The 26192-nt window shown below is 67.8% G+C and carries 27 protein-coding genes and 1 riboswitch; of the genes, 23 read left to right on the forward strand and 4 right to left on the reverse strand.

Features of this window, described 5'->3' with window-relative positions:
* The first annotated feature begins 27 nt into the window (after positions 1–27).
* On the forward strand, positions 28–1056 hold the full coding sequence (locus H6G99_RS15580) for a cysteine synthase A (RefSeq protein ID WP_286191210.1): 1029 nt from the start codon (positions 28–30) through the stop codon (positions 1054–1056).
* Positions 1053–3197, forward strand: coding sequence for a serine/threonine protein kinase (locus tag H6G99_RS15585; RefSeq protein ID WP_190612477.1), 2145 nt, complete (start codon positions 1053–1055; stop codon positions 3195–3197). Before H6G99_RS15580 ends, H6G99_RS15585 begins: the two co-directional genes overlap by 4 nt.
* A gap of 6 nt (positions 3198–3203) precedes the next feature.
* Here the strand turns inward: H6G99_RS15585 and smpB are convergent, their stop codons facing one another.
* Positions 3204–3704: an SsrA-binding protein SmpB gene (gene smpB, locus H6G99_RS15590; protein WP_190612482.1), complete on the reverse strand. Its 501-nt coding sequence runs from the start codon at positions 3702–3704 to the stop codon at positions 3204–3206.
* Positions 3705–3766: 62 nt separating this feature from the next.
* On the opposite strand from smpB, the gene ruvB reads away from it, so the two are divergent.
* The 12 genes from ruvB to H6G99_RS15650 all read left to right on the forward strand — a co-directional run bounded on the left by ruvB (position 3767) and on the right by H6G99_RS15650 (position 13971).
* Entirely contained in the window at positions 3767–4837 is a 1071-nt protein-coding gene (gene ruvB / locus H6G99_RS15595; protein ID WP_190612484.1) for a Holliday junction branch migration DNA helicase RuvB, read from the forward strand.
* Positions 4834–5616, forward strand: a complete 783-nt coding sequence (locus H6G99_RS15600; protein ID WP_199297253.1) for a tetratricopeptide repeat protein — start codon at positions 4834–4836, stop codon at positions 5614–5616. The genes ruvB and H6G99_RS15600 overlap by 4 nt, the downstream gene beginning before the upstream one ends.
* Before the next feature lie 34 nt (positions 5617–5650).
* A complete protein-coding gene (locus H6G99_RS15605) occupies positions 5651–6889 on the forward strand; it encodes an amidohydrolase (RefSeq protein WP_286191211.1) in 1239 nt (412 codons plus the stop codon).
* The gene (locus H6G99_RS15610) at positions 6886–7149 is read left to right on the forward strand and encodes a DUF3188 domain-containing protein (RefSeq protein WP_094584297.1); all 264 of its coding nucleotides are present in this window, start codon (positions 6886–6888) and stop codon (positions 7147–7149) included. Before H6G99_RS15605 ends, H6G99_RS15610 begins: the two co-directional genes overlap by 4 nt.
* A gap of 5 nt (positions 7150–7154) precedes the next feature.
* Positions 7155–7754: a HEAT repeat domain-containing protein gene (locus tag H6G99_RS15615; RefSeq protein WP_190612485.1), complete on the forward strand. Its 600-nt coding sequence runs from the start codon at positions 7155–7157 to the stop codon at positions 7752–7754.
* A 184-nt stretch (positions 7755–7938) separates the two neighbouring features.
* Positions 7939–8055, forward strand: a riboswitch (TPP riboswitch).
* 32 nt (positions 8056–8087) lie between these two features.
* Complete coding sequence (gene thiC / locus H6G99_RS15620; RefSeq protein ID WP_190612487.1) at positions 8088–9479, forward strand: phosphomethylpyrimidine synthase ThiC; 1392 nt, start codon at positions 8088–8090, stop codon at positions 9477–9479.
* A gap of 57 nt (positions 9480–9536) precedes the next feature.
* Positions 9537–9938, forward strand: coding sequence for a DUF1801 domain-containing protein (locus H6G99_RS15625; RefSeq protein WP_190612489.1), 402 nt, complete (start codon positions 9537–9539; stop codon positions 9936–9938).
* Between the two features lie 171 nt (positions 9939–10109).
* Complete coding sequence (locus H6G99_RS15630; RefSeq protein ID WP_190612491.1) at positions 10110–10433, forward strand: YeeE/YedE family protein; 324 nt, start codon at positions 10110–10112, stop codon at positions 10431–10433.
* A complete protein-coding gene (locus H6G99_RS15635; protein WP_199297254.1) occupies positions 10430–10603 on the forward strand; it encodes a hypothetical protein in 174 nt (57 codons plus the stop codon). The genes H6G99_RS15630 and H6G99_RS15635 overlap by 4 nt, the downstream gene beginning before the upstream one ends.
* 173 nt (positions 10604–10776) lie before the next feature.
* Entirely contained in the window at positions 10777–11628 is an 852-nt protein-coding gene (locus tag H6G99_RS15640) for an MBL fold metallo-hydrolase (protein ID WP_353617267.1), read from the forward strand.
* Between the two features lie 287 nt (positions 11629–11915).
* A complete protein-coding gene (locus tag H6G99_RS15645) occupies positions 11916–13085 on the forward strand; it encodes a hypothetical protein (RefSeq protein WP_199297255.1) in 1170 nt (389 codons plus the stop codon).
* Between the two features lie 130 nt (positions 13086–13215).
* Positions 13216–13971: an NYN domain-containing protein gene (locus H6G99_RS15650; protein ID WP_286191212.1), complete on the forward strand. Its 756-nt coding sequence runs from the start codon at positions 13216–13218 to the stop codon at positions 13969–13971.
* A gap of 28 nt (positions 13972–13999) precedes the next feature.
* On the opposite strand, the gene H6G99_RS15655 is transcribed toward H6G99_RS15650, so the two are convergent.
* Entirely contained in the window at positions 14000–15043 is a 1044-nt protein-coding gene (locus tag H6G99_RS15655) for a hypothetical protein (protein WP_190612494.1), read from the reverse strand.
* 4 nt (positions 15044–15047) lie between these two features.
* The gene (locus H6G99_RS15660; RefSeq protein ID WP_353617268.1) at positions 15048–15716 is read right to left on the reverse strand and encodes a J domain-containing protein; all 669 of its coding nucleotides are present in this window, start codon (positions 15714–15716) and stop codon (positions 15048–15050) included.
* Positions 15717–15798: 82 nt separating this feature from the next.
* Here H6G99_RS15660 and rfbF point away from each other — a divergent pair, with 82 nt between their 5' ends.
* Genes rfbF through H6G99_RS15690 form a run of 6 tightly spaced genes read left to right on the forward strand, consistent with a single transcriptional unit; the run spans position 15799 to position 22917 of the window.
* Complete coding sequence (rfbF, locus tag H6G99_RS15665) at positions 15799–16572, forward strand: glucose-1-phosphate cytidylyltransferase (RefSeq protein ID WP_190612495.1); 774 nt, start codon at positions 15799–15801, stop codon at positions 16570–16572.
* A 2-nt stretch (positions 16573–16574) separates the two neighbouring features.
* Positions 16575–17708, forward strand: coding sequence for a CDP-glucose 4,6-dehydratase (rfbG, locus tag H6G99_RS15670; protein WP_190612497.1), 1134 nt, complete (start codon positions 16575–16577; stop codon positions 17706–17708).
* Complete coding sequence (gene rfbH, locus H6G99_RS15675; RefSeq protein ID WP_190612499.1) at positions 17705–19195, forward strand: lipopolysaccharide biosynthesis protein RfbH; 1491 nt, start codon at positions 17705–17707, stop codon at positions 19193–19195. Before rfbG ends, rfbH begins: the two co-directional genes overlap by 4 nt.
* Positions 19195–20061 (forward strand): NAD-dependent epimerase/dehydratase family protein, encoded by an 867-nt coding sequence (locus tag H6G99_RS15680; protein WP_190612500.1) that lies wholly within the window; start codon positions 19195–19197, stop codon positions 20059–20061. Before rfbH ends, H6G99_RS15680 begins: the two co-directional genes overlap by 1 nt.
* A gap of 5 nt (positions 20062–20066) precedes the next feature.
* Positions 20067–21122: an SDR family NAD(P)-dependent oxidoreductase gene (locus H6G99_RS15685; protein ID WP_190612502.1), complete on the forward strand. Its 1056-nt coding sequence runs from the start codon at positions 20067–20069 to the stop codon at positions 21120–21122.
* A gap of 19 nt (positions 21123–21141) precedes the next feature.
* Positions 21142–22917, forward strand: a complete 1776-nt coding sequence (locus H6G99_RS15690) for a hypothetical protein (RefSeq protein ID WP_190612504.1) — start codon at positions 21142–21144, stop codon at positions 22915–22917.
* Here H6G99_RS15690 and H6G99_RS15695 read toward each other — a convergent pair.
* Positions 22914–23240, reverse strand: a complete 327-nt coding sequence (locus H6G99_RS15695) for a hypothetical protein (protein WP_190612506.1) — start codon at positions 23238–23240, stop codon at positions 22914–22916. The genes H6G99_RS15690 and H6G99_RS15695 overlap by 4 nt on opposite strands.
* A 21-nt stretch (positions 23241–23261) precedes the next feature.
* Here H6G99_RS15695 and H6G99_RS15700 point away from each other — a divergent pair, with 21 nt between their 5' ends.
* The 3 genes from H6G99_RS15700 to H6G99_RS15710 all read left to right on the forward strand — a co-directional run bounded on the left by H6G99_RS15700 (position 23262) and on the right by H6G99_RS15710 (position 26185).
* Entirely contained in the window at positions 23262–24227 is a 966-nt protein-coding gene (locus H6G99_RS15700; RefSeq protein ID WP_190612508.1) for a glycosyltransferase family 2 protein, read from the forward strand.
* Between the two features lie 73 nt (positions 24228–24300).
* Positions 24301–25029, forward strand: a complete 729-nt coding sequence (locus H6G99_RS15705) for an SDR family NAD(P)-dependent oxidoreductase (RefSeq protein ID WP_190612509.1) — start codon at positions 24301–24303, stop codon at positions 25027–25029.
* A 19-nt stretch (positions 25030–25048) separates the two neighbouring features.
* A complete protein-coding gene (locus H6G99_RS15710; protein ID WP_190612511.1) occupies positions 25049–26185 on the forward strand; it encodes a 3-dehydroquinate synthase in 1137 nt (378 codons plus the stop codon).
* The last annotated feature ends 7 nt before the right edge of the window (positions 26186–26192 follow it).

Raw genomic sequence — 26192 nt, forward strand, 5'->3', positions numbered from 1 at the left:
CACGCAGCGATGGAGAAGGCCAGCCGCATGGGAGCCCACAGCGACGGCATGAGCACCGGGATCACCGAGGGCTTCAGCGGGGCGGTCGGCGGAACGCCGCTCATCCGGCTCCATGCCCTCAGCGCCCTGACCGGCTGCGAGATCCTGGGCAAGGCGGAATTCATGAACCCCGGCGGGTCGGTGAAGGACCGGGCCGCCCTGGGCATCCTCCAGGAGGCGGAGGCCAGCGGCCAACTGAAGCCGGGGGGCACGGTGGTGGAGGGGACCGCCGGCAACACCGGCATCGGCCTCACCCACCTCTGCAATGCCCGCGGCTACCGCTGCCTGATCGTCATCCCCGAGACCCAGTCGGCGGAGAAGATCGGCCTGCTGCGCAGCCTCGGCGCCGAGGTGCGCACGGTGCCGGCGGTGCCCTACAGCGACCCGGCCAACTACGTGCGCCTCTCGGGCCGCATCGCCGAGGAGACGCCCGGCGCCGTGTGGGCGAACCAGTTCGACAACCTCGCCAACCGGCGGGCCCATTACGGCAGCACCGGGCCGGAGATCTGGGAGCAGACCGGGGGCCGGCTGGATGCCTGGGTGGCCGCCACAGGCACCGGCGGCACCTACGCCGGGGTGGCCCTCTATCTCAAGGAGCAGGATCCCAGGATCCGCTGCGTCCTGGCCGATCCCTGCGGCAGCGCCCTCTACAGCTGGGCCACCGACGGCACCCTCAAAAGCGAGGGCAACTCGATCACCGAGGGCATCGGCAACAGCCGCGTCACCGCCAACCTGGAGGGGGCGCCGATCGACGACGCGGTGCGGATCGACGACCCCATGGCCCTGCGCACCATCTACGGCCTGCTGTGGCAGGAGGGCCTGTTCATGGGCGGATCGGTGGGGATCAACGTGGCGGCGGCAGTGGAGACGGCCCGGCGGCTGGGCCCCGGCCATCGCATCGTCACCGTCCTGTGTGACAGCGGCGATCGCTACCGCTCCCGCCTCTACGACCAGGACTGGCTGGCGGGCCGCGGCCTCGAGCAGCCCCAGCGCACCGGCACGGCCCTGATCCCATGACCGCAGCCCAGGGCCAGGTGATCGGCGGCCGCTACCGGCTCGAACGCCGTCTCGGGGCGGAGGCGGGCGGCCCCCAGGGGGAGCTGTGGCAGGCGAGTGACCAGCTGGCCGCCGACGGGCCCGTGGCCCTGCGCCGCATCGGGCCGGACCAGGACCAGGCCCGGGCCCGGGAGCTGTGGTCGCGGCTGCAGGGGGTGCTCCACCCCCAGGTGCCCCGCATCGGCGCCGTGATCGAGGCCGAGGGCCAGCTCTGGCTGGTGCGGGAGTGGCAGGCGGGCCGCACCTACCAGCAGCTGCTGGAGCTGCGCGCTGAGCGCCAGCTGGTGTTCGGGGCGGGGGAGGTGCTGCTGCTGCTGCGCCAGCTGCTGCCGGTGCTCGCCGCCCTGCACAGTCAGGACCTGCTGCACGGGGACCTCAGTCCCGCCAACCTGCTGCGCCGCGACAGCGACGGCCTGCCGGTGCCGCTCGATTTCGGCCTGGTGCGGGGCACGTCCGCCGGCCCCGCCGGCGAGCGGCTGCTGGGGGCCACCCCGGGCTACGCCCCGCCGGAGCTGGCCAGGGGCGAGCCCGCCCAGCCCTGGATGGATCTGCACGCCCTGGGCGTGGTGTCCCTGGTGCTGCTGAGCGGGGATGGGCCGGAGCGCCTGCTCGATCCGGCGACGATGCAGTGGCGCTGGCCGGCGGCCCTGGAGCACGAGCCGGAGCTGCTGCGCCACCTGCAGCGCCTGCTCAGCCGCCACCCTGAGGAGCGCTTCGCCTCCGCCGGCCAGGCCCTGGTGGCCTTCCAGTCCCTGGCGATGCCCGACAGCACGGGCCCGGTGCCCCGGGCCGACCGCACCGTGGTGCTGGTGCCGGAGGCCGCCCCAACCGCCCCGCCGCCGCCGCCGGCCCCGGCCGCCGCCGAGGCGGCGATCGCGGCCGCCATCGCGGCGGATGCCGCGGCAGATGTCGCGGCAGAGCCCCGCCGGCCTGCCGTGGAGCGGGCGGAGCCCCAGCTGCCGCTGCGCACGGCCACCGCCACCACGCCACCGCCGCCGGCCGCCGTGGCCGTCAGCGACAGCCTGCGGCGCCGCCATGAGGAACGGGAGGAGGAGGCCGAGGGGGGCTTCTGGCCGGTGCTGATCGCCCTGGTGCTCTCGGCGGTCGTGGGGACGGCGGTGGGCTGGTGGTGGCTGAGCCGCGGCAAGGTGGCCGCCCCGGCCCCCGGCGGCCAGAGCGAGCTCCCCAGCAGCCTGCCCCCCTCGGAGGTGGACCAGCGCCAGCAGCTGCTCAACCGCCTGCGGGCGATGCAGGTGGACCGGGCCTGGTTCCTGAGCCTGGTGGATGCGGCCCTGCTGGCCCAGTACCCCGAGCGCAACGGCCGCCTCCCCTCCGACTCCCTGGAGGACGCCCCGCTGCGGCGGGTGTGGAACGAACTGGCCGAGGAATGGCTGGCCCGGGTGGAGCAGTTGCCCCTGCCCCTGCGGCGCCGGCTGGGCAACTTCAGCGCCAGCGACTGGGAGCAGCGGCAGGGTGGCTTCGTGGGCCAGGGGCTGAGCCCGGCGGTGCTGCGGGAGCTGGTGTCGGCCAGCGTCCAGAACCTGCTGCCGAGCCGCTCCTCCCAGGCGATGCCGCCGGAACCCTTCCGCCAGATCTGGTACGCCGCCGCCGAAATGATGCTGGAGAACCTGAGGATCGAGCCGATCGAGGCCCCCTCAGGCAACGCCCAGGTGCTGTCGGCCGAGGTGCCCGCCAGCGGGGCGCGCCTGTTCCCGATCCGCCTGCCCGCCGGCCACGGCCTTGCCCTCGGCGTCAGCGGCTCGCCGCTGCTGCAGATGAGCGTCTACTCGGCCGGGGGCACCCTGCTGGAGCCGAGGGGGCCGCTGCGGGTGGTCACCCTCGACTCCCAGAAGAGCTCGCCGGTGCAGTTGCTGCTCACCAACGACGGCGTCGCCCCGGCCCTGATCCGCCTGTCGCTGCGGGCCGATCCGCCGGCCCCCACGCCGCCGCCGGCGCCGGACGCCCCCCCGGCCCCCGAGGAGCCCCAGGACACGCCGGCCACGCCCGCTCCGGACACCCCCGGCACCACCCCGGCACCGGCCGCCCCGGCGGCCCCGGCCCCCGCGACCCCACCGGCGCCCCCCGCACCGCCCAGCAACTGAGGCCGCTCAGAGCCTGGCGACGGCGGCCCGGGTCTCCTTGGCGATCTGCTTGTTCTTCTCGTCCGCGCGCTTGTCGTGCAGCTTGCGGCCCTTGCCCAGGCCGATGGTGATCTTGATCCAGGAGCCCTTGAGGTGCAGGTTCAGCGGGATCAGGGTGAGGCCCTTCTGATCGAGGGAGACGCGCAGCTTGTCGATCTCGCGGCGGTGGGCCAGCAGCTTGCGCACCCGCAGGGGCTCGTGGTTGAAGAACTTGCCGGCGTGGCTGTGGGGGGAGATGTGGACGTTGTGAAGCTGCATCTCGCCGTTGCGGATCAGGCAGAAGCCGTCGCGCAGGTTCACCTGGCCGGCCCGGATCGACTTCACCTCGGTGCCGAGCAGCTCGATGCCGGTCTCGAGGGTCTCGAGAATCTCGTACTGGTGTCGGGCCAGGCGGTTGTCGGCCAGCAGCCGGTTGGCCGGATCGGCGCCCTTGGCGCCACCGCCCTTCCTGCCGGGCCCCTTCCCCATCGCCGCGTTCCTGATCACCTGGGTGCTCCCCGACCCTAGGCAGCAGCCGGTACCCTCCAGCCATGGCGATCATCTCTTCGGGAGGAACGGCCGCACCCGCTCCCAGGGGGCCGCGGTCCGGGGCGGCTCCGGAGCGGCTCGTGGACCCCACCGCCGCCGTCGAGGAGACCCCCGTGCGGGAGGACGGCCTGCGGCCCCGCCGGCTGGATGACTACATCGGCCAGAGCGAGCTGAAGCAGGTGCTGCGCATCGCCGTGGAGGCCACCCGCCGCCGCCAGGAGGCCCTCGACCACGTGCTGCTCTACGGCCCCCCCGGCCTCGGTAAGACCACCATGGCCCTGGTGCTGGCCGAGGAGCTGGGGGTGCGCTGCCGGATCACCAGCGCCCCGGCCCTGGAGCGCCCGCGGGACATCGTCGGTCTGCTGGTGAACCTGCAGCCCCGCGAGGTGCTGTTCATCGATGAGATCCACCGCCTCAACCGGGTGGCCGAGGAGATCCTCTACCCGGCGATGGAGGACTTCCGCCTCGATCTGACGGTCGGCAAGGGCACCACGGCCCGCACCCGCAGCCTGGAGGTGGCCCCGTTCACCCTGGTGGGGGCCACCACCCGCGCCGGTTCGCTGAGCTCGCCGCTGCGGGATCGCTTCGGCCTGATCCAGCGGCTGGAGTTCTACGGCCTCGATGACCTCGAGGCGATCGTGGTGCGGGCCGCCGGCCTGCTGCAGCTGGCCCTGCAGCCCTGCGCCGCCCAGGAGGTGGCCCGCCGCTGCCGGGGCACGCCCCGCATCGCCAACCGGCTGCTGCGCCGGGTGCGGGACGTGGCGGCGGTGGGGGGCCACGGCCAGATCGATGCGGCGCTGGTGGAGGAGGCCCTCTCCCTGCACCGGGTGGACGGCCGCGGCCTGGATGCCAGCGACCGGCGCCTGCTGAGCCTGATGCTCGAGGCCTACGGCGGCGGGCCGGTGGGGCTCGAAACCCTGGCGGCGGGGCTGGGGGAGGATCCCGCCACCCTGGAAGCGGTGGTGGAGCCCTACCTGCTGCAGCTGGGCTTCCTGCAGCGCACCCCCCGGGGCCGGATCGTCACCCCCGCCGGCCGCGCCCACCTCGATGGTGCGTCCGCGGTGGCGGCATGAGGCGGCGCGCGGCGGCGGTGCTGGCCCTGCTGGTGCTGCTGGTGGGGCTGCTGGCCTGGCCGCCGAGCGCGGCGGCGTCACTGCCGGCCCTGTTCGAGCAGGCCCTGGCCGCCAGCCGCGAGGGGCGCTTCGGCGAGGCCCTGCCCCTGTGGGACCGGGTGGTGGATCTGGCGCCCGAGGACGCCTCGGCCTGGAGCAACCGCGGCAACGTGCAGCTGGCCCTGGGGGACGCCCGGGCGGCGATCGCCGACCAGGACCGGGCCATCGAGCTGGAGCCCGCCAGCGCCGACCCCCACCTCAACCGCGGCACCGCCGAGGAGGCCCTGGGCCTCTGGCCGGAGGCGGCGGCCGACTACGCCTGGATCCTGGAGCGCAATCCGGAGGATGCCTCCGCCCTTTACAACCTGGGCAACGTGGAGGGCTCCCTGGGTGACTGGCCGGCGGCCCGCCAGTGCTTCGAGGCGGCCGCCGCCGCCCGGCCGGGCTTCGCCATGGCCCGCTCCAGCGCCGCCCTGGCCGCCTTCCAGCTGGGGGACATCCCGGTGGCGGAGAAGCAGCTGCGCGATCTGATCCGCCGCTACCCGCTGTTCGCCGATGCCCGCGCCGGCCTGACGGCGCTGCTGTGGCAGCGGGGGGCCCGGGGCGAGGCCGAGAGCCACTGGGCCGCGGCCTCCGGCCTCGATCCCCGCTACCGGCAGGAAGAATGGCTGCTGCAGATACGGCGCTGGCCGCCCGTGCCCGTGCAGGCTCTGGCCCAGTTCCTGGCCCTGGCCTCCTGAACCGGTTTCGCCCCTTCGGCCTCCCCCTCCGCCCATGACCCCCTTGTCCTTTCCCCCCTTCTCACCCGGCGGGCCCGTCGAGGGGGGGGATGGGGCCTGGGACGCCCTGGGACTGGAGGACACCCTGCAGTCGCTGCTGCCGGAGCTGATCCAGATCCGCCGCCACATCCACCGCCACCCCGAGCTGAGCGGCCACGAACAGCAGACCGCCGCCCTGGTGGCCGGTGAGCTGCGGCGCTGGGGCTGGGAGGTGCGTGAAGGGGTGGGCCGCACCGGGGTGGTGGCCGAACTGGGGCCGGTGGGGGCGCCGCTGGTGGCCCTGCGGGCCGACATGGATGCCCTGCCGATCGAGGAGCGCACCGAGCTGCCCTATGCCTCCAGCCGCCAGGGCCTGATGCATGCCTGCGGCCACGACATCCACACCACCGTTGGACTGGGGGTGGCGCGGCTGCTGGCCGGCGTGGCCGACCGGCTCACGGCCCGGGTGCGGCTGCTGTTCCAGCCGGCGGAGGAGACGGCGGAAGGGGCGGCCTGGATGCGGGCCGATGGGGCGATGGAGGGGGTGCAGGCCCTGTTCGGGGTGCATGTGTTCCCGAGCCTGGAGGTGGGCACGGTGGGGGTGCGCAGCGGCAGCCTCACGGCCGCGGCGGGGGAGCTGGAGGTGGAGGTGCTGGGGGAGGGGGGCCACGGCGCCCGGCCGCACCAGAGCACCGATGCGATCTGGATCGCCGCCCGGGTGGTGAGTGGGCTGCAGGAGGCGATCAGCCGGCGGCTCGACCCGCTCCATCCGGTGGTGGTGAGCTTCGGGCTGATCGAGGGGGGCAAGGCCTTCAACGTCATCGCCGACCACGTGCGGCTGCTGGGCACGGTGCGCTGCCTGGATCTGGAGGTGCACGCCCAGCTGCCGGGCTGGATTGAAGACACGGTGCACGCCCTCTGCCAGGGCCACGGCGGCGAGGCCCGGGTCCATTACCGCTGCATCTCCCCGCCGGTGCACAACGATCCGGAGCTCACCCAGCTGGTGGCCGACACGGCCGTGGGACTGCTGGGCCGCTCCAAGGTGCAGTGGCTGGAGCAGCCGTCCCTGGGGGCCGAGGACTTCGCCCAGCTGCTGGAGGGCACCCGCGGCACCATGTTTCGCCTGGGGGTGGCCGGGCCCGGTGGCTGCACGCCGCTGCACAGCAACAGCTTCGATCCCGACGAGGGCTGCCTGGAGGTGGGCATCAAGGTGCTCACCCTCAGCCTGCTGCGCTGGATGGAGCAGCCGGTTTGAGCGGCCGTCGGCCCTCCCGCTTCCGGGCGGCACTGCTGGCGCTCTCCTCGCCGCTGCTGATCCTGCTGGCCCTGCTGGTGCTGTGCACCCGCCAGGGGGCCGACAAGCTGCCGGCCGTGCCTGCCCTGGTGATCGGCTCCGGCCTGCTCACCACCAGCTGGATCCGGCGGCGGCGGCGGCGGGCCGAGCTGCTGCGGGCCCTGCGCCAGGGCCCCCCGGCCGGCGGCGAGCTGCGCCAAGGTGAAGGATCCCCGCCCTGATCCCCGTGAGTGAGTCCACCCCCGATCTGGAAGCGGCGCGGCAGGCGATCGCTTCGGGCGATCCGAGCCGGGCGATGCCGGCCCTGGCGGGGCTGCGGGGGGTGGAGCCGGAGGCGGCGATCCCGCTGCTGCTGCTGGGGCTGGAGCAGGCCACCTTCGTGATCCGTTCACTGGCCTGCGCCGGGCTGGGGGTGAAGCGCAGCGAGGCCGGCTGGGCGGCCCTGGAGACGGCGGTGCGCCAGGACGAGGACGCCAATGTGCGGGCCGAGGCCGCCAACGCCCTGGCCAGCTATGGGGTGGAGCGGGCCTGGCCCCTGCTGCGGGATGCGTTCGTGGCCGACGACCAGTGGCTGGTGCGCTGCAGCATCCTCTCGGCCCTGGCGGAGCAGGAGGCGATGCCGGCGGCCTGGCTGCTGGAGCTGGCCCGGGAGGCGGTGACCGATGGCGACGGCACGGTGCGGGCCGGCGGGGCCGAGATCCTGGGGCGCCTGGTGCGTGAGGGTCGGGGGCCGGAGGCGGCCCAGGCCCGCGAGGCCCTGGCGGCGCTGCAGGGCGACGGCGACCATCGCGTCACGGCCATTGCTTTGGACGGCCTGCAGGCCTGACACCTGCGCCTGCGCCTGCTCCAGCGGGCGTTCGTGGGCCCGGGGATGCGCGCGCGCGCCGTTTCCCGAATCTGTACAGCCTGTACAGAACCCGGAAACATGGTTGCTGAGCCCTGTCCCCGTTCCGCCTTGGCCCTGACCCTTTCAGCCCTGGCCCCACCCCCGTTCAGCCTTGCTAGGTTTCGAGAGTCACTAGGGGTGCCCGGCGCAGGATCCACCGATCGCTTCGCCCAGGGCTGAGATCACACCCTCCGAACCTGATCCGGGTCATGCCGGCGCAGGGAAGTGCGGAAGCTCTCAGGCTGCGCCCAACAGTCCTTCGTCATTCCTGTCATGCGCAGCGCCTGGATCCAGAAGCGTCGTGGTCAAGCCAACGTCACCCAGCTGCATTACGCCCGCCAGGGGGTGATCACCGAGGAGATGGCCTACGTGGCCAAGCGGGAGAACCTGCCCGAGTCGCTGGTGATGGAGGAGGTGGCCCGGGGCCGCATGATCATCCCCGCCAACATCGAGCATCCGGGTCTGGAGCCGATGGCGATCGGCATTGCCAGCAAGTGCAAGGTGAACGCCAACATCGGCGCCTCCCCCAATGCCTCCGACCTCGATGAGGAGGTGGCCAAGCTGAAGCTGGCGGTGAAGTACGGCGCCGACACCGTGATGGACCTCTCCACCGGCGGGGTGAACCTCGATGAGGTGCGCACCGCGATCATCAACGCCTCCACGGTGCCGATCGGCACGGTGCCCGTGTACCAGGCACTTGAGAGCGTGCACGGGATGATCGAGAAGCTCGATGAGGACGACTTCCTGCATGTGATCGAGAAGCACTGCCAGCAGGGCGTCGACTACCAGACGATCCATGCCGGCCTGCTGATCGAGCACCTGCCCAAGGTGAAGGGCCGCCTCACCGGGATCGTGAGCCGCGGCGGCGGCATCCTGGCCCAGTGGATGCTGTACCACCACCGCCAGAACCCGCTGTTCACGCGGTTCGACGACATCTGCGAGATCTTCAAGCGCTACGACTGCAGCTTCTCCCTGGGGGATTCGCTGCGGCCGGGCTGCCAGCACGACGCGTCCGATGCCGCCCAGCTGGCCGAACTGAAGACCCTGGGTGAACTCACCCGCCGCGCCTGGAAGCACGACGTGCAGGTGATGGTGGAGGGTCCGGGCCATGTGCCGATGGACCAGATCGAGTTCAACGTCAAGAAGCAGATGGAGGAGTGCAGCGAGGCGCCCTTCTACGTGCTCGGTCCCCTCGTCACCGATATCGCCCCCGGCTACGACCACATCACCAGCGCCATCGGCGCGGCCCTGGCCGGCTGGCACGGCACGGCGATGCTCTGCTACGTGACGCCGAAGGAACACCTGGGCCTGCCCAACGCCGAAGACGTGCGCGAGGGCCTGATCGCCTACAAGATCGCCGCCCACGCCGCCGACATCGCCCGCCACCGCCCCGGCGCCCGCGACCGCGACGACGAGCTGAGCCGCGCCCGCTATGCCTTCGACTGGAACAAGCAGTTCGACCTGAGCCTGGATCCGGAGCGGGCCCGCGAGTACCACGACGAAACCCTGCCGGCCGACATCTACAAGCAGGCCGAGTTCTGCTCGATGTGCGGCCCCAAGCACTGCCCGATGCAGACCAAGATCACCGACGAAGACATCGAGGGTCTCGAGCAGGTGCTGGCCGAGCAGAAGAAGGCGCAGAGCAGCGAGCCGGCGGCGGTCTGAGTTGGGGGCGCGGCCCATGGCCCATCAGGTGATCGCCCTGCTGGGCCTGGAGCTCCTTTGAAAAGCATCAACAGACTGGGCACGTTCGAGGATGTTCTGGCGTCGGCGCCGCAGGATGTGCGCCTGATCTGTCTGGCCCTGAGAACGCTGATCCAGGAACTCCATCCGGATAGTGTCGAGGTGCCCCGCCCGGGTGAGCCATCGGCTGCCTATGGCTTCGGGGAGAAGAAGATGTCGGAAGCCTATGCGTACATCATGCCCCAGAAGAGCTATGCCAACCTGGGCTTTTTTCACGGCGCCAGCATCGCCGATGCGCATCCAGCCCTCGAGGGAACGGGCGCCAGACTCAGGCACATCAAGATTCATTCGCTCGAGGCCGTGCGATCGCCGGCAACGGTGAAGGTATTGCAGGATTCCATCGCTGAACGACGGATAGCCCTGGGGCTCGACAAGGCCTAGAACGTCGCCGCCTGATCCGGCCTCCTCGGCGGGGCAGCCCCCCGCAGTTGCCTGCAGCGGGCCATGTGTTTATGGTCCAAGCCTTTTCGGTGACCGCATCGATTGGGCTTCCCTTTCCCCAATGGCGTCACGTCCGATCTGTACGGGGGGCTGTGCCTCGGACTGGGATAGATGGTCATGGTCCTCAGCCTCGGTGTCAAAGCCGGTGCCAGTTCCTTCCTGAGCTCCACGCTCACCTACGTCACGCCGCTCAAGCCTGAGCGCGGCTCGCGCGACTGGCGGCTGGCGCTCGGGGGTGTGCTGGTGGGCTTCGGCATCCGGCTCTCCTCGGGCTGCACCTCCGGCCACGGAATCTGCGGCGCCGCCTCGTTCTCGAGGGCCTCGCTGCTGGCGGTCGCCGTGTTCATGGCGGCGGCCTTGGCGGTCACCACCATCGGCTTCCGGCTGGCCCCGCGGCTGCGCCAGACCACGCTGCTGGAGCTTCCCACGAGGTGAAACCGATGCTGGCCGGCACCGCGCCGGGGGCGGCGGTGGCCAGCATCGGCATCGGCAACGGGCCGGTGTTGATCGGCCTGGCCGGCATGTTCGTGGGCGCTTACCTGCAGGGCGTGCTGGCGGAAGGCGGCCGGAAGCAGCAGGCTGGGGCCCAGCAGGGACCGGACTGAGTCCCCAGCGGGAATGGCTTCCTCCACCTTCCCCCTGGCGGCCGCCGCCGGCGGTGCAACGCTGCTGCTGCGGCAGCTGTTCGACGCCGAGACGGGCACCTTCACCTACCTGCTGGCGGATGTGGCCTCCCGGCAGGGGGTGCTGATCGATTCGGTGTACGAGCAGCACCCACGTGCACGCCGACCACGTGACCGGCAGCTGGCGGCTGCACCGGGCCACCGGCTGCGCCATCGCCCTGGCCGCCGTCGCCGGGGCCGAGAACGTGACCCTGCCCCTGCGCCATGGCGATCGGGTGAGCTTCGGCGGCCGCCATCTGGAGGTGCGCGCCACCCCCGGCCACACCGATGGGTGCCTCAGCGTGGTGCTCGATGACCACAGCGTGGCCTTCACCGGCGATGCCCTGCTGGTGCGGGGCTGCGGCCGCTGCGACTTTCAGCAGGGGGATGCCGCCACCCTGTACCACTCGGTCACCGAGCAGCTCCTCTCCCTGCCCGACCACTGCCTGCTCTACCCGGCCCACGATTACAGCGGCCGGCTCGGGGGCGAGGCCGACGAGCGCGACTTCGTGGGCACCATGGAGAACCTGCATCTCCCCCACCCCAACCGGATCTCCGTGGCCGTGCCGGCCAACCTGCGCTCCGGCAGGCCCGCCGACGGTGGCCTGGAGGAAGCGGACGACTGGGCACCGATCGAGCGCAGCTATGCCGGCCTGCCGGAACTGACGCCCGACTGGGTGGCCGACCACCGCGAGTCACTGACGCTCGTGGACGTGCGTTCCGAAGCGGAAGTGCAGGGCCCGGACGGCCGCATCCCGAGCAGCCTGCTGATCCCCCTGCCCGAGCTACCGGCGCGAGCCGGCGAGATCCCCACGGATCGGCCCACGGTGGTGCTTTGCCACTCCGGCAGTCGCTCGGCTCTGGCTACACAGCAGCTGCAGAAGAAGGGGCTGAGCCAGGTGGCGAATATGCGGGGAGGCCTGCGGGCCTGGAATGCGCATGGGTTGCTGCTGGAGCATCCCGCGTGATTCACAACATTGCGCTCTGCTGTAGCCGTGGACACAGGTGGTTCACGGACGCGTTAACCGCAGCTGGGGTTGGCGTTCCTACTTAGAGTGGCGTTGTGGGTAAAGGGTTTAAGAGGCTGGTTGCTGTGAACTCAGTTGTCTTATCAGGAATGGACCTGCCATCTGGGGATGGTTCACGGAACCTCCTAAGAACAAGTTAGACGTCAGAGGAGAAGCTTGTGGCTCGGGAAGACTACTTGTTCACGGGGGCTGATTGGCATTCAGTTGATCGGCACCAGCGCCAGCAAATGGTCGCAGAGATCCAGAAGGTCGACCCTGATCGCCTACTGAATACCTCTGTAGACGATTTGGCGCTCTACTTCTCTGAGAAGTACAAGATCGATGTTCCGGTTCTTGACGAAGAGAACCTGACGGTCGATCAGCGAGAGAAGCAGATTGACGTCAGCAGGGACCGGAACCGGTACATCTCAGACCGAAGCAGACCGTTCTACATCACCGGGTCGGAAATCGAAGTTGAGATCCCTTTCACAGGCGAGGCAGAGGCCTTCAAGATCCAGCCGAATCCGTACACACTGAGTCCGCCTAGGGCAAGCGTGCGTGGCAACCTACTGACGTTCGCGATCGCAGGAACAAACCTTGAGGCGGCGGAGGTGCGGGCAGAGATAGAACGGACCGTTCGAGAGGTTCAATCGTATCTGACGAATCTTCGAAACAACGTGGCTGGATTGAATGGGCAACTTCAGGGCGAGGCTCGCACTGCGATTGAGGCGCGACGCAACAAGCTACTTGCAAACCGCAATACTGTTGCGTCGCTCGGCTTTAAGATGAAGCAGAGGCAGAACGCTCAGAAGACATATGTTCCGGCGGAGGTGCGGAAGAAGATTTCCCCTGATATGCCTCGCGCGAGTTCTGCGCCGTACAAGCCGGAGCCAACGCTGGGCCAGAACGACTATGAGCACATTCTTGGTGTCATGCAAGGCATGACACAAGTTATGGAACTGAGCCCCTCCGCATTTCATGACGTTGACGAAGAAGCTTTGCGATCGCATTTCCTCGTTCAACTCAACGGGCACTACCAAGGCCAAGCTACTGGAGAGACTTTCAACTATGAAGGCAAAACGGACATTCTTATTCGCTCGGAAGGCCGGAACATCTTCATCGCCGAGTGCAAGTTCTGGTCGGGACCTAAGAAGCTTGCGGAGACTATCGACCAGCTCCTTGGCTACAGCTCCTGGAGAGACACAAAAACAGCGGTGGTGGTGTTCAATCGGAACCGCGATTTCTCAAAGGTGTTGGCGGCAATTCCGGACGCGGTCCGTGCGCACCCGCAATACAAGAAGGACTTGCCAGGGTCGACCGAGACAATCTTCCGATACCTGTTTGCTAATCGAGATGACAGAAATTGCGAGCTATACCTGACTGTAATGGCCTTCGACGTACCAACACTGCGGCCATGACGTCTAGCAGGTCGTTCCAAGCGGCGGCCTACGGCCGCGCCTGAACTCCAACGTTAATGAATTCAAATGAAAACCAAGAAAGTAGAATGTGTCATGAGTAGAGTCCAAAGAAGAGGCTAGCCTACGGCGCATGACTAAGATGCCACCATCAGAATCCAAGATCGCGCTCCTGATTGACGCTGACAATGCTCCAGCCGCCAAGATCTCGGCAATCGTATCCGAAATCGCAAAATATGGAGTTGCCAATATTCGCAAGGCCTATGGGAACTGGAAGAGCCCAACCTTGAAATCCTGGGAAGAGTGCCTGCAGGAATATGCGATTTGCCCAGTCCAGCAATTTGACCTTACCAAAGGGAAAAACGCCACCGATGCAGCAATGATCATCGATGCCATGGACTTGCTGTATACCCAGAAGCTGGACGCCTTTGCGATTGTTTCGAGCGACAGTGACTTTACGCCTCTGGTGATGAGAATCCTGACAAGTGGCTTGAAAGTCTACGGCTTTGGTGAGAAGAAGACCCCTTTGCCTTTTGTTTACGCCTGCTCGACCTTTTTGTACCTGGAGACAATCGACCAGTCGATGACCTCAACTGAGCCTTCTGTCCCACCGGCGGGCATCAAGAAAACTGGGAAGGAGTTGAAGCAAGATACAAGGCTCATCACTTTGCTGCGGAGTGCGGTGACCATTGCTGCGGATGACGACGGCTGGTCAAATCTTTCTCCCGTAGGGATGCACATTGCCAATCAGACCTCGTTTGACCCTCGCAACTATGGCTATGCAAAGCTCAGTGGGTTGTTTGAAGCGATTGACTTGTTCGAGACGCAGCGAAGAAACAAGGCTGTCTATGTACGCAGCAAGCAGCGGAACGGCCATCCTCAAAAGTAGGAGGCCAGTGAACTCGAAATATGGTAATTCAGCGCCGGTGATACCTCACCTTTTGTCCCTCCCGCTCACTCTGGAACCGCTGCAGCCGGTGGGTCAACGTCCGTAGCCGTTTCATGTCGCGCGAGTTCACCGGATCGAACAGATCCCCCCGCGCCGTTTCGATGAACACCAGCACATCCTTGGGGGTGCAGGGGCCGCTTTTCCAGCCATGGAATTCCCGGTGCAGATCGGGCATCAGCACCAGGATGTTCTCCGGCAGGTCGGCCAGGTCCGGTCGGCTGCGGCGGTCGAACAGATGGTGCCCGTCCAGGTCAATCTTCTTGTGGACGGCCGCTTTCTTGCCGGTGATTTCGCAGCGATGGCCGGCCGCCGACTTGGCGCGCTTCATGGCTCGGTCCACGCCTTGGGTGAGGTAACGGATCTCGGAGTTGAAGCAGGCTTCCACCACATCGCCCACGGCTTCGATCCAGGCCTGGCGCGTTTTGGTGATGCGGCTGTTGACCCGCATGTCGCGGGCGACGCGGGCGATGCCTCGCTGGCTGATCAGCAGCTGCCGCTCCTCGCTCTCCAGGAAGTCCTTGTTGAGCTCCAGGGCTTCCTCTCCCTCCTCCGTACCAGCGGTGCGCAGCCGCTCCCATGAGTTGGACAGGCCCTTGTAGTTGGTCTGCAGGATCCCCACCGTGGTTTTGCGGCTCACGAAGGCCAGATCGCCCCGGATCTCCAGGGTGCCGCCGGCCTCGATGAACTCCTGGGTGATCCGCCGCGACACCAACAGTTGCTTGCGTTTCTGCTTCACGTTGAACAGCCGCTCACGGAACCAACCCAGCACGCCCGTCTTCTCGGTGGCTTCGATGTAGCGGGCCAGGGCCTCCACGCCCTCCTCGCTAAAGCGACGGGGGCGCCGCCCATTGGCGCCGGCCACGGCGGGGCCGGCGTACTCGAAGTGCTCGCCCTCCACCAGCTCCCATTCGTCGTCGGCTTTGGCGTCGAACGCCTCGACGATGTTGTAGAGGATGTCAATCCGTTTCCCGAGAATCCTGGCCGTTTCCTGGGCCGTCAAAAAGTCGCGCATCGCTTCAGGGCATCAGGGCAAGGATCGAGTCCTTCATGATTTGCAGGCGTTCCGCCACGCGGGGATCGCCGCCGTGGTCGGGGTGGTGCACCTGGATCAGGCGCCGGAACGCTTCGCGCACCTCATCGGCTGTGGCGGTCTTCGGGTCGAGGCCGAATACCACCCAGGGCCGGAAGTGCTGCAGCACGTCGATGCCGTTGATCACGGTGGCTCCGTCCTCCAGGTTCCGCTCGTTGGCCGGAATGCCGATGAAGCGCCGATAGAGCACCAGCCAGTCGTCCTTGGTCTTCAGCGCCACCTCTTCCCCCGTCATCGAGAGCTGGAAGTTCTTGTCCTTCCGCAGCTGGGTGACGGTCTTGCACCTGAAATGGGCCAGCACCTTGCTCTTGATCTCGGTGGCGGTGGGCGGCTTGGGCTTCGGCGGCGGCGGATCCTTGAAAGCTGCCCCGTTGATCGCCTCAGCGAAGGTCAGCAGATCGGCCTCGTCCAGCTCCGGCTTTGCCAGGAGCGCCTGGATCAGCCCCCTGACCTCCGTCAGCGCCAGCTTCTTGCTTCGGGCGGCCACAGGCCAGTGATGGAAACGATTTTCATCCTGGCCAGAGGCCTCCGGCGTTGTCTGGGGGCTTAGGAAACTGTCGTGTTTCGCCTGCCTGCCTGAGCCCGTGGCAGCCACCAGAACGCCTGGCCTGTCTGGGTTCGGTGGTATGGAGTGCCTTTGCTAGGTTGCCGCCGCCTGCCTGGCCCGTTGCTGCCTGATGAAAGCCGTCATCCTGGCCGGTGGACTGGGTACCCGACTCGCAGAGGAGACCCACCTGCGGCCCAAGCCGATGGTGGAGATCGGCGGCAAGCCGATCCTGTGGCACATCCTCAAGATCTACAGCCACCACGGCATCAACGATTTCATCATCTGTTGTGGCTATAAGGGTTATGTGATCAAGGAATACTTCGCCAACTATTTCCTGCACACCAGTGATGTCACCTTCCATATGGATCTCAACCATATGGAAGTGCACCGCCAGAAGGCCGAACCCTGGAAGGTCACCCTGGTCGACACCGGCGACGCCACCCTCACCGGCGGCCGTCTGGCCCGGGTGCGCAGCTACCTCCCCGACGACGAGTCCTTCTGCTTCACCTACGGCGACGGTGTCGCCGACGTGGACATCACCGCCCTGATCGCCCACCACCAGCGCCAGGGCCTCCAGGCCACCCTCACCGCCGTCCAGCCCCCCGGCCGCTATGGCGCCCTGCACCTCGACGGCGATGTGGTCACCGATTTCGAGGAGAAGCCCGACGGCGACAATGCCTGGATCAACGGCGGCTTCTTCGTGCTCGAGCCCCCCGTGATCGACCTGATCGACGGCGACCAGTGCGTCTGGGAGCAGGCCCCCCTCAAGGCCCTGGCCACCCAGGGCCAGCTCAACTCCTTCAAGCACCGCGGCTTCTGGCAGCCCATGGACACCCTGCGCGACCGCCAGCGCCTCGAAGACCTCTGGCAGCAGGGCCGCGCCCCCTGGAAGATCTGGAGCTGACCATGGCCAGCACCTCCCCCCGGCGGGCCTGGCAGCAGCCCGATCCCGCCTTCTGGCAGGGCAAGCGGGTGCTGCTCACCGGGCACACCGGCTTCAAGGGCAGCTGGCTGGCCCTGTGGCTCTGCGAGCTGGGGGCCAGCGTCACCGGCTTTGCCCTGGCGCCGGACACCGATCCCTCCCTGTTCGACCAGCTGGGCCTGGCCGGCCGCCTCGATCACCACGTGGGGGATCTGCGTGATCCGGCCGCCCTCAGCGAGCTGGTGGCGGCCGTCCAGCCGGAGGTGGTGCTGCACCTGGCGGCCCAGCCCCTGGTGCGGCGCAGCTACGCCGAGCCGGTGCTCACCTGGGAAACCAACGTGCTGGGCACCATCCATCTGATCGAGGCCCTGCGGCCCCTGGCCCAGCCCTGCGCCGCGGTGCTGATCACCACCGACAAGGTGTACCGCAACAACGAATGGCTCTACGGCTACCGGGAGAACGACCCCCTCGGCGGCCACGACCCCTACAGCAGCAGCAAGGCCGCCGCCGAGCTGGCCATCAGCTCCTGGCGCGCCAGCTACTGCGGCACCCTGCCCCACCAGTCGCCCCACCTGCGCCTGGCCAGCGCCCGGGCCGGCAACGTCATCGGCGGCGGCGACTGGGCCGCCGACCGCATCATTCCCGACACCGTCCGCTCCCTGCGCGCCGGGGAGCCCATCACCCTGCGCAACCCCGGCGCGACCCGCCCCTGGCAGCACGTGCTTGAACCCCTCGGCGGCTACCTGGCCCTGGCCGAGGCCCTCGCCGAGCCGTCCGATGGCCTCGCGATGGCCGAAGCCTTCAACTTCGGGCCCCAGCTGGAGGCCAACCGGCCCGTGCAGGAGCTGGTGGAGCAGGCCCTGGCCCACTGGCCCGGCACCTGGATCGACGCCTCCGACCCCACCGCCCCCCACGAGGCGGGTCTGTTGAATCTGGTGGTCGACAAGGCCCACCACCGCCTCGGCTGGTCGCCCCGCTGGGATTTCGCGACCACCACCGCCCGCACGCTTCAGTGGTATCGCCGCGTGATCGAAGCCGGCGACGACCCCGTGTCCTGCTGCCTCGACGACCTCACCGCCTATCTCGCCTGCTGCCCGCCGGGCCGATCCACCCCATGACCGCCGACCTCGACCAGCTCAAGCAGGAGATCCTCCGGCTCACCCGCGACTACGCCCGCCGGGCCCACGCCGGCTTCCGCCCCGGCGACGACCCGGATCGCACACCCCACGCCGACGGCCAGACCATCCCCTACGCCGGCCGGGTCTTCACCGAAGACGAAGTGGAGGCGGCCGTGGGCACCACCCTCGACTTCTGGCTCACCCTCGGCACGGAAGGCGCCGCGATGGAGAGCGAGCTGGCCGCCTTCCTGGGGGTGCGCCACAGCCTGCTGGTCAATTCCGGCTCCTCGGCGAATCTGGTGGCCATCTCGGCCCTCACCTCCCACCGCCTGCCCGCCGAGCGGCGCCTGCGCCCCGGCGATGAGGTGATCACCGTGGCTGCCGGCTTCCCCACCACCGTGGCGCCGATCCTCCAGGTGGGCGCGGTGCCGGTGTTCATCGACGCCGATCCGATCACCGGCAACGCCCGCTGCGACCAGCTCGAAGCCGCCTTCACCCCCGGCGTCACCAAGGCCGTGATGATGGCCCATGCCCTGGGCAACCCCTTCGACCTGGCGGCCGTGCTGCGCTTCTGCCGCGCCCACGACCTCTACCTCGTCGAAGACAACTGCGACGCATTGGGGTGCTCCTATTCCATGCCCCGGGAGCTGGCCGAATCCCTCGGCTTCTCCGACAACAGCCCTGGCCTCGATGAGGGCCCCGACCGCGTCATCCGCTGGACCGGCACCTGGGGCGACATCAGCACCCAGAGCTTCTACCCGCCCCACCACCTCACCATGGGCGAGGGCGGCGCCGTCAACATCGTCCGCGACCCGAAGCTCAAGGTGGTGGCCGAGAGCTTCCGCGACTGGGGCCGCGACTGCTGGTGCCCCTCCGGCAAGGACGACACCTGCGGCAAACGCTTCGACTGGCAGCTGGGCGAACTGCCCGCCGGCTACGACCACAAGTACATCTACAGCCACCTCGGCTTCAACCTCAAACCCCTCGATCCCCAGGCCGCCATCGGCCGGGTGCAGCTGCGCCGCCTGCCGGAGTTCATCGAGGCCCGCAAGCGCAACTGGCAGACCCTGCGCGAAGGCCTGGTGGCCACCGAGCACTTGCTGGAGTTCTCCCTGCCCACCCACGCCACCGGCTGGGATCCGCAGACGGGCTTCTCCTGGGATGCCAGCGGCTGCCGCACCGACTGCTCCTGGTTCGGCTTCAAGATCGCCGTCAAGCCCGACGCCCCCTTCCGCCGCACCGACCTGGCCCGGGAGCTCGATGCCCACCGCATCGGCAACCGCATGCTGTTTGGCGGCAACCTGGTGCGCCAGCCGGCCTTCGTGCAGCTGCGCGCCGATCGCCCCGACGCCCTGCGGGTGGTGGGCGACCTGGCCGGCGCCGACGCGATCATGGTCGACACCCTCTTCCTCGGCACCTACCCGGGCCTGACGGCGCCGATGCTGGCCAAGGAGATCGACGTGATCCGGGCCTTCTGCCAGGCCTGATGCGGCTGTTCCTCACCGGCGGCACCGGCTTCATCGGCTCCCACGTGCTGGCGGCGGCCCTGGCGGCGGGGTACCAGGTGCGGGCCCTGCGGCGCTCGTCCCGCTCCGCCCCGGTGATCCCCCTGCCGCGCCAGCCCCAGTGGTGCGAGGGCGATCTGCTCACCCTCCCGGCCTCCGCGCTGGAGGGGGTGGAGGCGGTGCTGCACCTGGCCTCGGCGGGTGTCAGCCCGAAGCAGGTGCCCTGGGCCGAGCTGGTGCAGGCCAACGTGGCCGGCAGCCTGCGGCTGCTGGAGCTGGCGGCGGAGGCGGGGGTGCGCCGCTGCGTCGTCACCGGCACCAGCCACGAGTACGGCAACGCCGCCCGCCGTTTTGCGGCCATCCCCCCCGATGCCCCCCTGGAGCCCCTGAGCGCCTACGGGGCCAGCAAGGCGGCGGCCTTCCAGCTCCTGCGCACCTTCGCCATCCAGCGGCGCCTGGAGCTCTTCTACGGCCGCATCTTCACCGCCTACGGCGAGGGCCAGTTCGCGGGCAACTTCTGGCCCTCCCTGCGGCGCGCCGCCCTGGCCGGGGAGGATTTCCCCATGACCTCGGGCCGCCAGGTCAGTGATTTCGTGCCTGTCGCCGCCGTGGCGGCCCACCTGCTGGAGGCCTGCACGCGCCCCGATGTGGCCCCGGGCCGCCCCCTGGTGGCCAACATCGGCTCGGGCGTCGCCACCAGCCTGCTGGCCTTCGCCGAGGCGGAGTGGAGCCACCTGGGGGCGACCGGTAGATTGCGCCCCGGTGTGCTTCCCGACCGACCCGATCAGATCGAGCGATACGTTCCGGACCTGGCTGGTTTGAGGCTTCCCGCGTCCCCTCTGCCCTGAATCCGATGAAGGTCCTGATCACCGGCGGTTGCGGCTTTCTCGGCTCCAACCTGGCCGCCTCCTACCTGCAGGAAGGCGCCGAGGTGATCGTGCTCGATGCCCTGTTCCGGCGCGGTTCGGCGGCCAACCTGGCCTGGCTGGAGTCCCAGGCCGCCCCCGGGCGCTTCCACTTCATCCAGGGCGATCTGGCCGAAGCCGAGGCCGTGATGGCCGTCTTCCGCCGCCACGCCCCCTTCGACTACATCGCCCATGTGGGCGGCCAGGTGGCGATGACCACCTCCCTGACCGATCCCGCCCGCGACCTGCAGACCAACGTGCTGGGCACGTTCCACGTGCTCGAAGCCGCCCGGGCCCTCTCCCCGGAGGCGCTGATCGCCTACAGCAGCACCAACAAGGTCTACGGCGACCTGGAGGGCCTCCGCTACGAGGAGACCCCCACCCGCTACCGCCTCCCCGACCACCCCGAAGGCCTCGACGAAGCCCTCGGCCTCGATTTCTCCACCCCCTACGGCTGCTCCAAGGGGGCGGCGGACCAGTACGTGCGCGACTGGGCCCGCGTTTATGGCCTGAAAACGGTGGTGTTCCGCCACTCCTCGATCTTCGGCGGCCGCCAGTTCGCCTCCTTCGACCAGGGCTGGGTGGGCTGGTTCTGCCAGAAGGCGATCGAGCAGAAGCGCGCCCACCTGGCGGGCGTGTCCCCCCAGCCCTTCACCATCGCCGGCACCGGCAAGCAGGTGCGCGATGTCCTCCACGCCGACGACCTGATCCGCCTCTACCGGGCCGCCTACGAGCACCGGGAGCGCATGACCGGCGAGATCTTCAACATCGGCGGCGGCGCCGCCAACTCCCTCAGCCTGCTGGAGCTGTTCGCCCTGCTCGCCGAGCTGCTGGCCATTCCGCCGCTCGTTTACACCCCCACCCCCCGCCGCGCCAGCGACCAGGACTGCTTCATCGCCGACATCGGCAAGGCCCAGCGCCTCCTGGGCTGGTCGCCGGCCATCTCCTGCCGCGACGGCGTCAGCCGCATGCTCGCCTGGACCGAAACCAACCTGATGGGCTGAGGCCGGGGTGAACCGAACCATGCCCGTTGCCCTGCAGAAGCTGCGCCCCCTGCTCGTCTCCGCCGGCTTTATCGGCCTCTGCGCCCTGTTCTATTTCCTGAGGCGGCCCTCCATCACCCTGGAGCCGCTCCTCTATGCGGAAGACGGATCGATCTTCCTGCAGACGGCGATCGATTCAGGCGTCCACTCCATCTTCAAGACCTACGCCGGCTACAGCCACCTGCTGCAGCGCCTGGTGGCCCTGTTCGCCGTCAACAACCTCTCGCCGCTGGATTACCCGCAGTTTTTCCTGGCGGTGGCCTGGGCCAGCTACCTGGTGCCCCTGTGCTGCATGGAGGCCCTGATCCGGATGGGGTTCTTCGGCCGGATCCTGCGCTTCTCCTATATCCCCTATGTCTTCTACCCCTACGGCCAGGAAACCTATCTCAATCTGCCCAACGCCTATATCTTCTTCCCGCTCGGCTTCATCCTGATCGCCTACGCGGTCTATGGCCGCCTGCTGCAAGGCAGCGAGGCGTCGCCCCTCCGGGTGTGGCCGGGCTTTCAGCTGCTGCTGTTTCTCTATGGGCTGGTGGCGGTGTTCACGGGCCCTTTCGTCGCCCTTTACGGCCTGCCCCTGCTGGTCTTCGTGCTGCTGAAGCGGCGTCGTCTCTCGCTGGCCCCGCTCTGGCTCACCCTGCCGGTGCTGCTCTCCTCCGTGCAGCTCTATCTCTCCCAGCTGACCTTCAGCTACAAGGTCTCCACCGCCCAGGCGATCAGCAAGCTGCTGGCACGGCCGGATGTGCTGCTCGACTGGTTCACCATCCACCTGGTCAGCCCCCTGTTCGGCGGCTACAAGCCGGGCTGGTACCTGCGGGTGCTGCCGGAGCCGCTGCAACTGCTGCTGGTGGCTGTGATGGTGGCCGTTGTGGTGCTGGCCGTGCGGGTGGTGAGTCGCCGGATGCGGCAGCCGTCAATGCTCTATCTGGCCATGTTCTCCACCATGGTGCTCTCCTTCTCCAGCCTGCTGGTGGCGGTGCGCCGGGGTGCCCCCCTCGCCGCCCTGACCGTGGAGGATGCCGGCGGGCGCTTCTTCTTCTGGAACACCGTTCTGTTCCTCACGATCCTGCTCACGGCCTTTGTTCTCCTGGTGCGCGATCGCACAACCCGCCAGGGAACGGCCTCCAGGATCATGGCCTGCTGGCTGATCCTTTCGATCGTCTTCTATCACAACAACGTCGCCCGCCGCGAGGCGCCGATCAGCTACAGCGAACAGCTCGAGCAGCAGTGCAGGGTGCCCGGCAAGCTGCCGATGGAGCTGCAGATCTTCGCGGGCCCGATCTGGAGTTTCCAGCTGGGTCGGCCCCAGATCGACAGACTCTGCGCCGGCGTGATGCACTTCACGCCGATGAATTCGAAGGTCAGCGACCTCCTGCCCAGGCAGCTCCAGCCGATGTCCTTGCACACCGGCCAGACGATGCGCTTCCCCGTCGTTCCACAGGCGGATCTGAAGATGGAGGCCGTCGGTCTGATGATCGGCACCAACAACCGGGTCAACCATGGCGTCCTGCGCCTCTGCGTTCAATCCCCATCGGCTGATGCTCCTGTCTGTTCGGCGGATGTGGACAAGAGCCGATTGCAGGACAACCACATCGCCCGGTTCCCCTTCACAGGCGGCCTGGCGGTGCGCTCCGGCGAGACACTGGAGTTTTCCCTGAGCGATCTGGATCGGCCTGGAAACAGCTCCAAGGGTGAGACGGCCGTCTATGTGTCGAGGCTGATCAGCGGCCCCGTGGCCTTTGCGGGAGTGAGCTAGCGGCCCGCAATTCCAAGGGCCACGATCCCATAGCCCAGGGTGATGGCCAGGATGTTGGCCGGAGCCACCGGGGCCGCATCCTTCAGCGAGAAGAACACATACAGCAGCGGATATTGCAGGCTCAGCACCAGCACGGCCAGTTTTCGATCGACCCCGGGCAGCACCAGGGCCGTGATGCCGAAGGAGGCGCCATAGCAAACAAGCGAGGCCGCCAGGTAGATCGCACCGGTGCGGACGCCTTCGGCCGGCGGCCGGATCCGCAAGATGAATTGGCCCAGGCATGCCGCAAGAACGGCAGCCAAAAGATACACTGCCTGCAGCATGCTTTTTGACAACATTTGCCCATGACGACGTCGACGCATCATATCGCCATTTGCATTCCCTGTTACAACGAGTCGTCCAACGTCGAAGCGCTCTATGTGAGGCTGGCCAAGGTTCTCGAGCAGTTTCCGGACGATGTCTTTTCGATCGTTTTTGCCGATAACTGCTCCACCGACCACACGGTGCAACTGATCGAGGGGCTGGCGGCCAGGGACTCCCGCGTCGGCCTGATCCGCAACGTCTCGAACTTCGGTTTCGTGCGCTCCTCGGCCAATGCCCTGCTGGTGCCCGACGCCGATGCCAATGTCTTTCTGATGGCGGATCTGCAGGATCCCCCCGAGCTGGTGGCCGATCTGATCAGCGCCTGGAAGAAGGGCGATGACCAGGTGATCTTCGCGGTGCGGCGCTCCAGCCACGAAAGCCCGATCCTGTTCCTGTGCAAGAAGATCTATTACGCCACACTCTCGTGGCTGTCCGACTACCCAATGGTGCGCGACACCACCGGTTTCGGCATCTACGACCGCTCCGTGATTCTGGCCCTGCGGCAATCGATCGATTCCTATCCCTTCATCAAGGGCCTGGTCTGCGCCATCGGCTTCAAGTGGTCCACGATTCCCTACGTGAGTGCCGATCGCAAGGGCGGCAGCAGCTCCGCCTCGCTCTCCTTCCTGGTGGATTTCGGCGTGCTCGGCATCGTCACCTCCTCCCGCAAGCCGATGCGGTTGATCACCACCGCCGGCCTGTCGCTCGGGGCCCTTTCGATTCTGCTGTCGTTCGTGGTGATGGTCAGCAAGCTGATCTTCTGGGACAGCTTCCAGTTCGGTGTGGCCATGCTGTCGGTTTCGGCGCTGTTCTTCGCCGGCACCATGATGTTCGCCCTCGGCATCCTGGGCGAATACATCGGCTTCATCAACCAGCGCACCCTGCGCCTGCCCCTGGTGGTGGAGCGAAGCCGCCACAACGTTCCCTCCCGCGAGACGAAGGCCTGAAAATCCGGGGAGTCCCCTTACCATGGGGCACAGCAACGCTTCCTGCTGCTGGCGGCCTAGGGGTCTTGCTTCCATGAGCGCCGTTCCCCCTGACCCGCGACCCCGGAATGTGCTGGTGTTCGGCGCCGGGGGTGCCCTGGGTTCGGCCATCGCCGAAGCCCTGACGGCTGCGGGTGATCAGCTCCACACGGCCGGCTCGGCAGCCGTTTCCCCCTCAGGGAGTGCCCGTTCCCACGTGGCCCTCTCCTATGCCGAGCCGGTGAGTGCCGAGCTGTTTTCGGCCTTGCCGCCGCTGGATGCGGTGGTGTGGGCCCACGGCCTCAATGCCAGTGATTCGATCGCTGATTTCGATCCGTCCACCTTCGAGCGGCTCTGGCAATGCAACGTGCTGTTCATTGCGGCCAGTCTTTCGGCGTTGTTGTCGGCGGGGCGGCTGGAGCGCGGCAGTCGCCTCTGCGTCATCAGTTCGATCTGGCAGCTGGAGAGCCGGCTGGGAAAACTCTCCTACACCGTCTCCAAGGCCGCACTGCAGGGCCTGGTGAAGTCCTGCGCCATGGATCTGGGAGAGAAGGGCATCCTGATCAATGCGGTGCTCCCCGGTGTGGTGGATTCACCGATGACGCGACGTCACCTGTCCCCGGAGCAGATCGGGGCGATCACGTCCCAGACGGCCCTCAACCGCCTCGCCCAACCCGAGGACATCGCCGCAGCCACGGCTTTCCTGGTCGGGCCTGGCAATCGCTTCATCACCGGCCAGTTCCTGACCGTGGACGGCGGTTTCATCGGCTTCAAGCACACATAACCAGCACTCCAAGTCCTTCATGACGTCCCTGTCCCTGGCTTCGCTCCCCCCCATCGTCATCCGCAGCTCACTGTCCGACTACAGCATCGACTTCCAGGGGCTGACCGATCTCGGGGCATGGAAGCCTGAGGCGGACCTGATCCTGATGGATGCCTTCTTCCGGGACAGGATCAGCTTTCCAGGAGAGCAGCCCGTCATCTTCGTGGAGGCCACCGAAGACGCCAAGTCCCTGCCGCAGACCATCGAGCTGTTCGTGGCGCTCAAGCAGGCCGGACTCGGTCGCGGCTCCCGCCTGCTCGCCGTGGGAGGTGGCGTCATTCAGGACATCGCCACCTTCGTGACCTCGCTGTACATGCGAGGTATCGCCTGGGACTACGTGCCGACCACCTTCCTGGGCATGGCCGATTCCTGCATGGGGGGCAAGAGTTCGATCAATGTCGGCGCCTACAAGAATCTGATCGGCAATTTCCACCCCCCTCGCTGCATTCAGATCCTTCCTGTCTTCGCACGCACACTGCCTGCCGTGGAGATGGCAGGCGGGGCTGCAGAGGCTGCCAAGATCGCCTTCTGCCGTGGACCTGAGGCCTTCTCCAGCTATCTGGAGCTGGTGCAGCCTGTGTTGGCCGGAGCCTGGAGCGAGCAGGACCTGGCCGCCTTGCTGCACGCCACCCTGCGGGTCAAGCAGTGGTTCGTGGAGAGGGACGAATTCGACCGGGCAGAGCGACGCTGCCTCAATTTTGGCCACACCTGGGGGCACGCCCTGGAATCGGCGACCCAGTTCGCCATTCCCCACGGGCTGGCGGTGGCCCTGGGGATGATGGCGGCGGTCCGCTTTCTCGGGTCACCGCCCGATTGTCTGTCGCTCTGGGATCATTGCCTTCAGCTTCTGCATCCGACGCTTGATCCCACGGCCGTTGAATCGTTTGACCCAGAACGTTTCCGTCGTGCCTTTCTTGCTGACAAGAAGCATTCTCCCGGTTACTATCATCTGATCGTTCCGACCTCCAGCGGTGTGAAGCCAGGATTAGAGCCTTCCAGTGTGCTTGGGGTCGAGGAAATCAAGATCCCGGCCGGTGAGCCCCAGTTGGCAGCCATCCAGCTCGCCACGGAGGAGGCCCTCAAGGCTGTGTCTTCCGTTCCCCAGGAGATTGGTTGATGAAATA

The organism is Synechococcus sp. FACHB-909 (assembly GCF_014698945.1).
In the GTDB taxonomy this organism is placed as follows: Bacteria; Cyanobacteriota; Cyanobacteriia; order PCC-6307; family Cyanobiaceae; genus Cyanobium.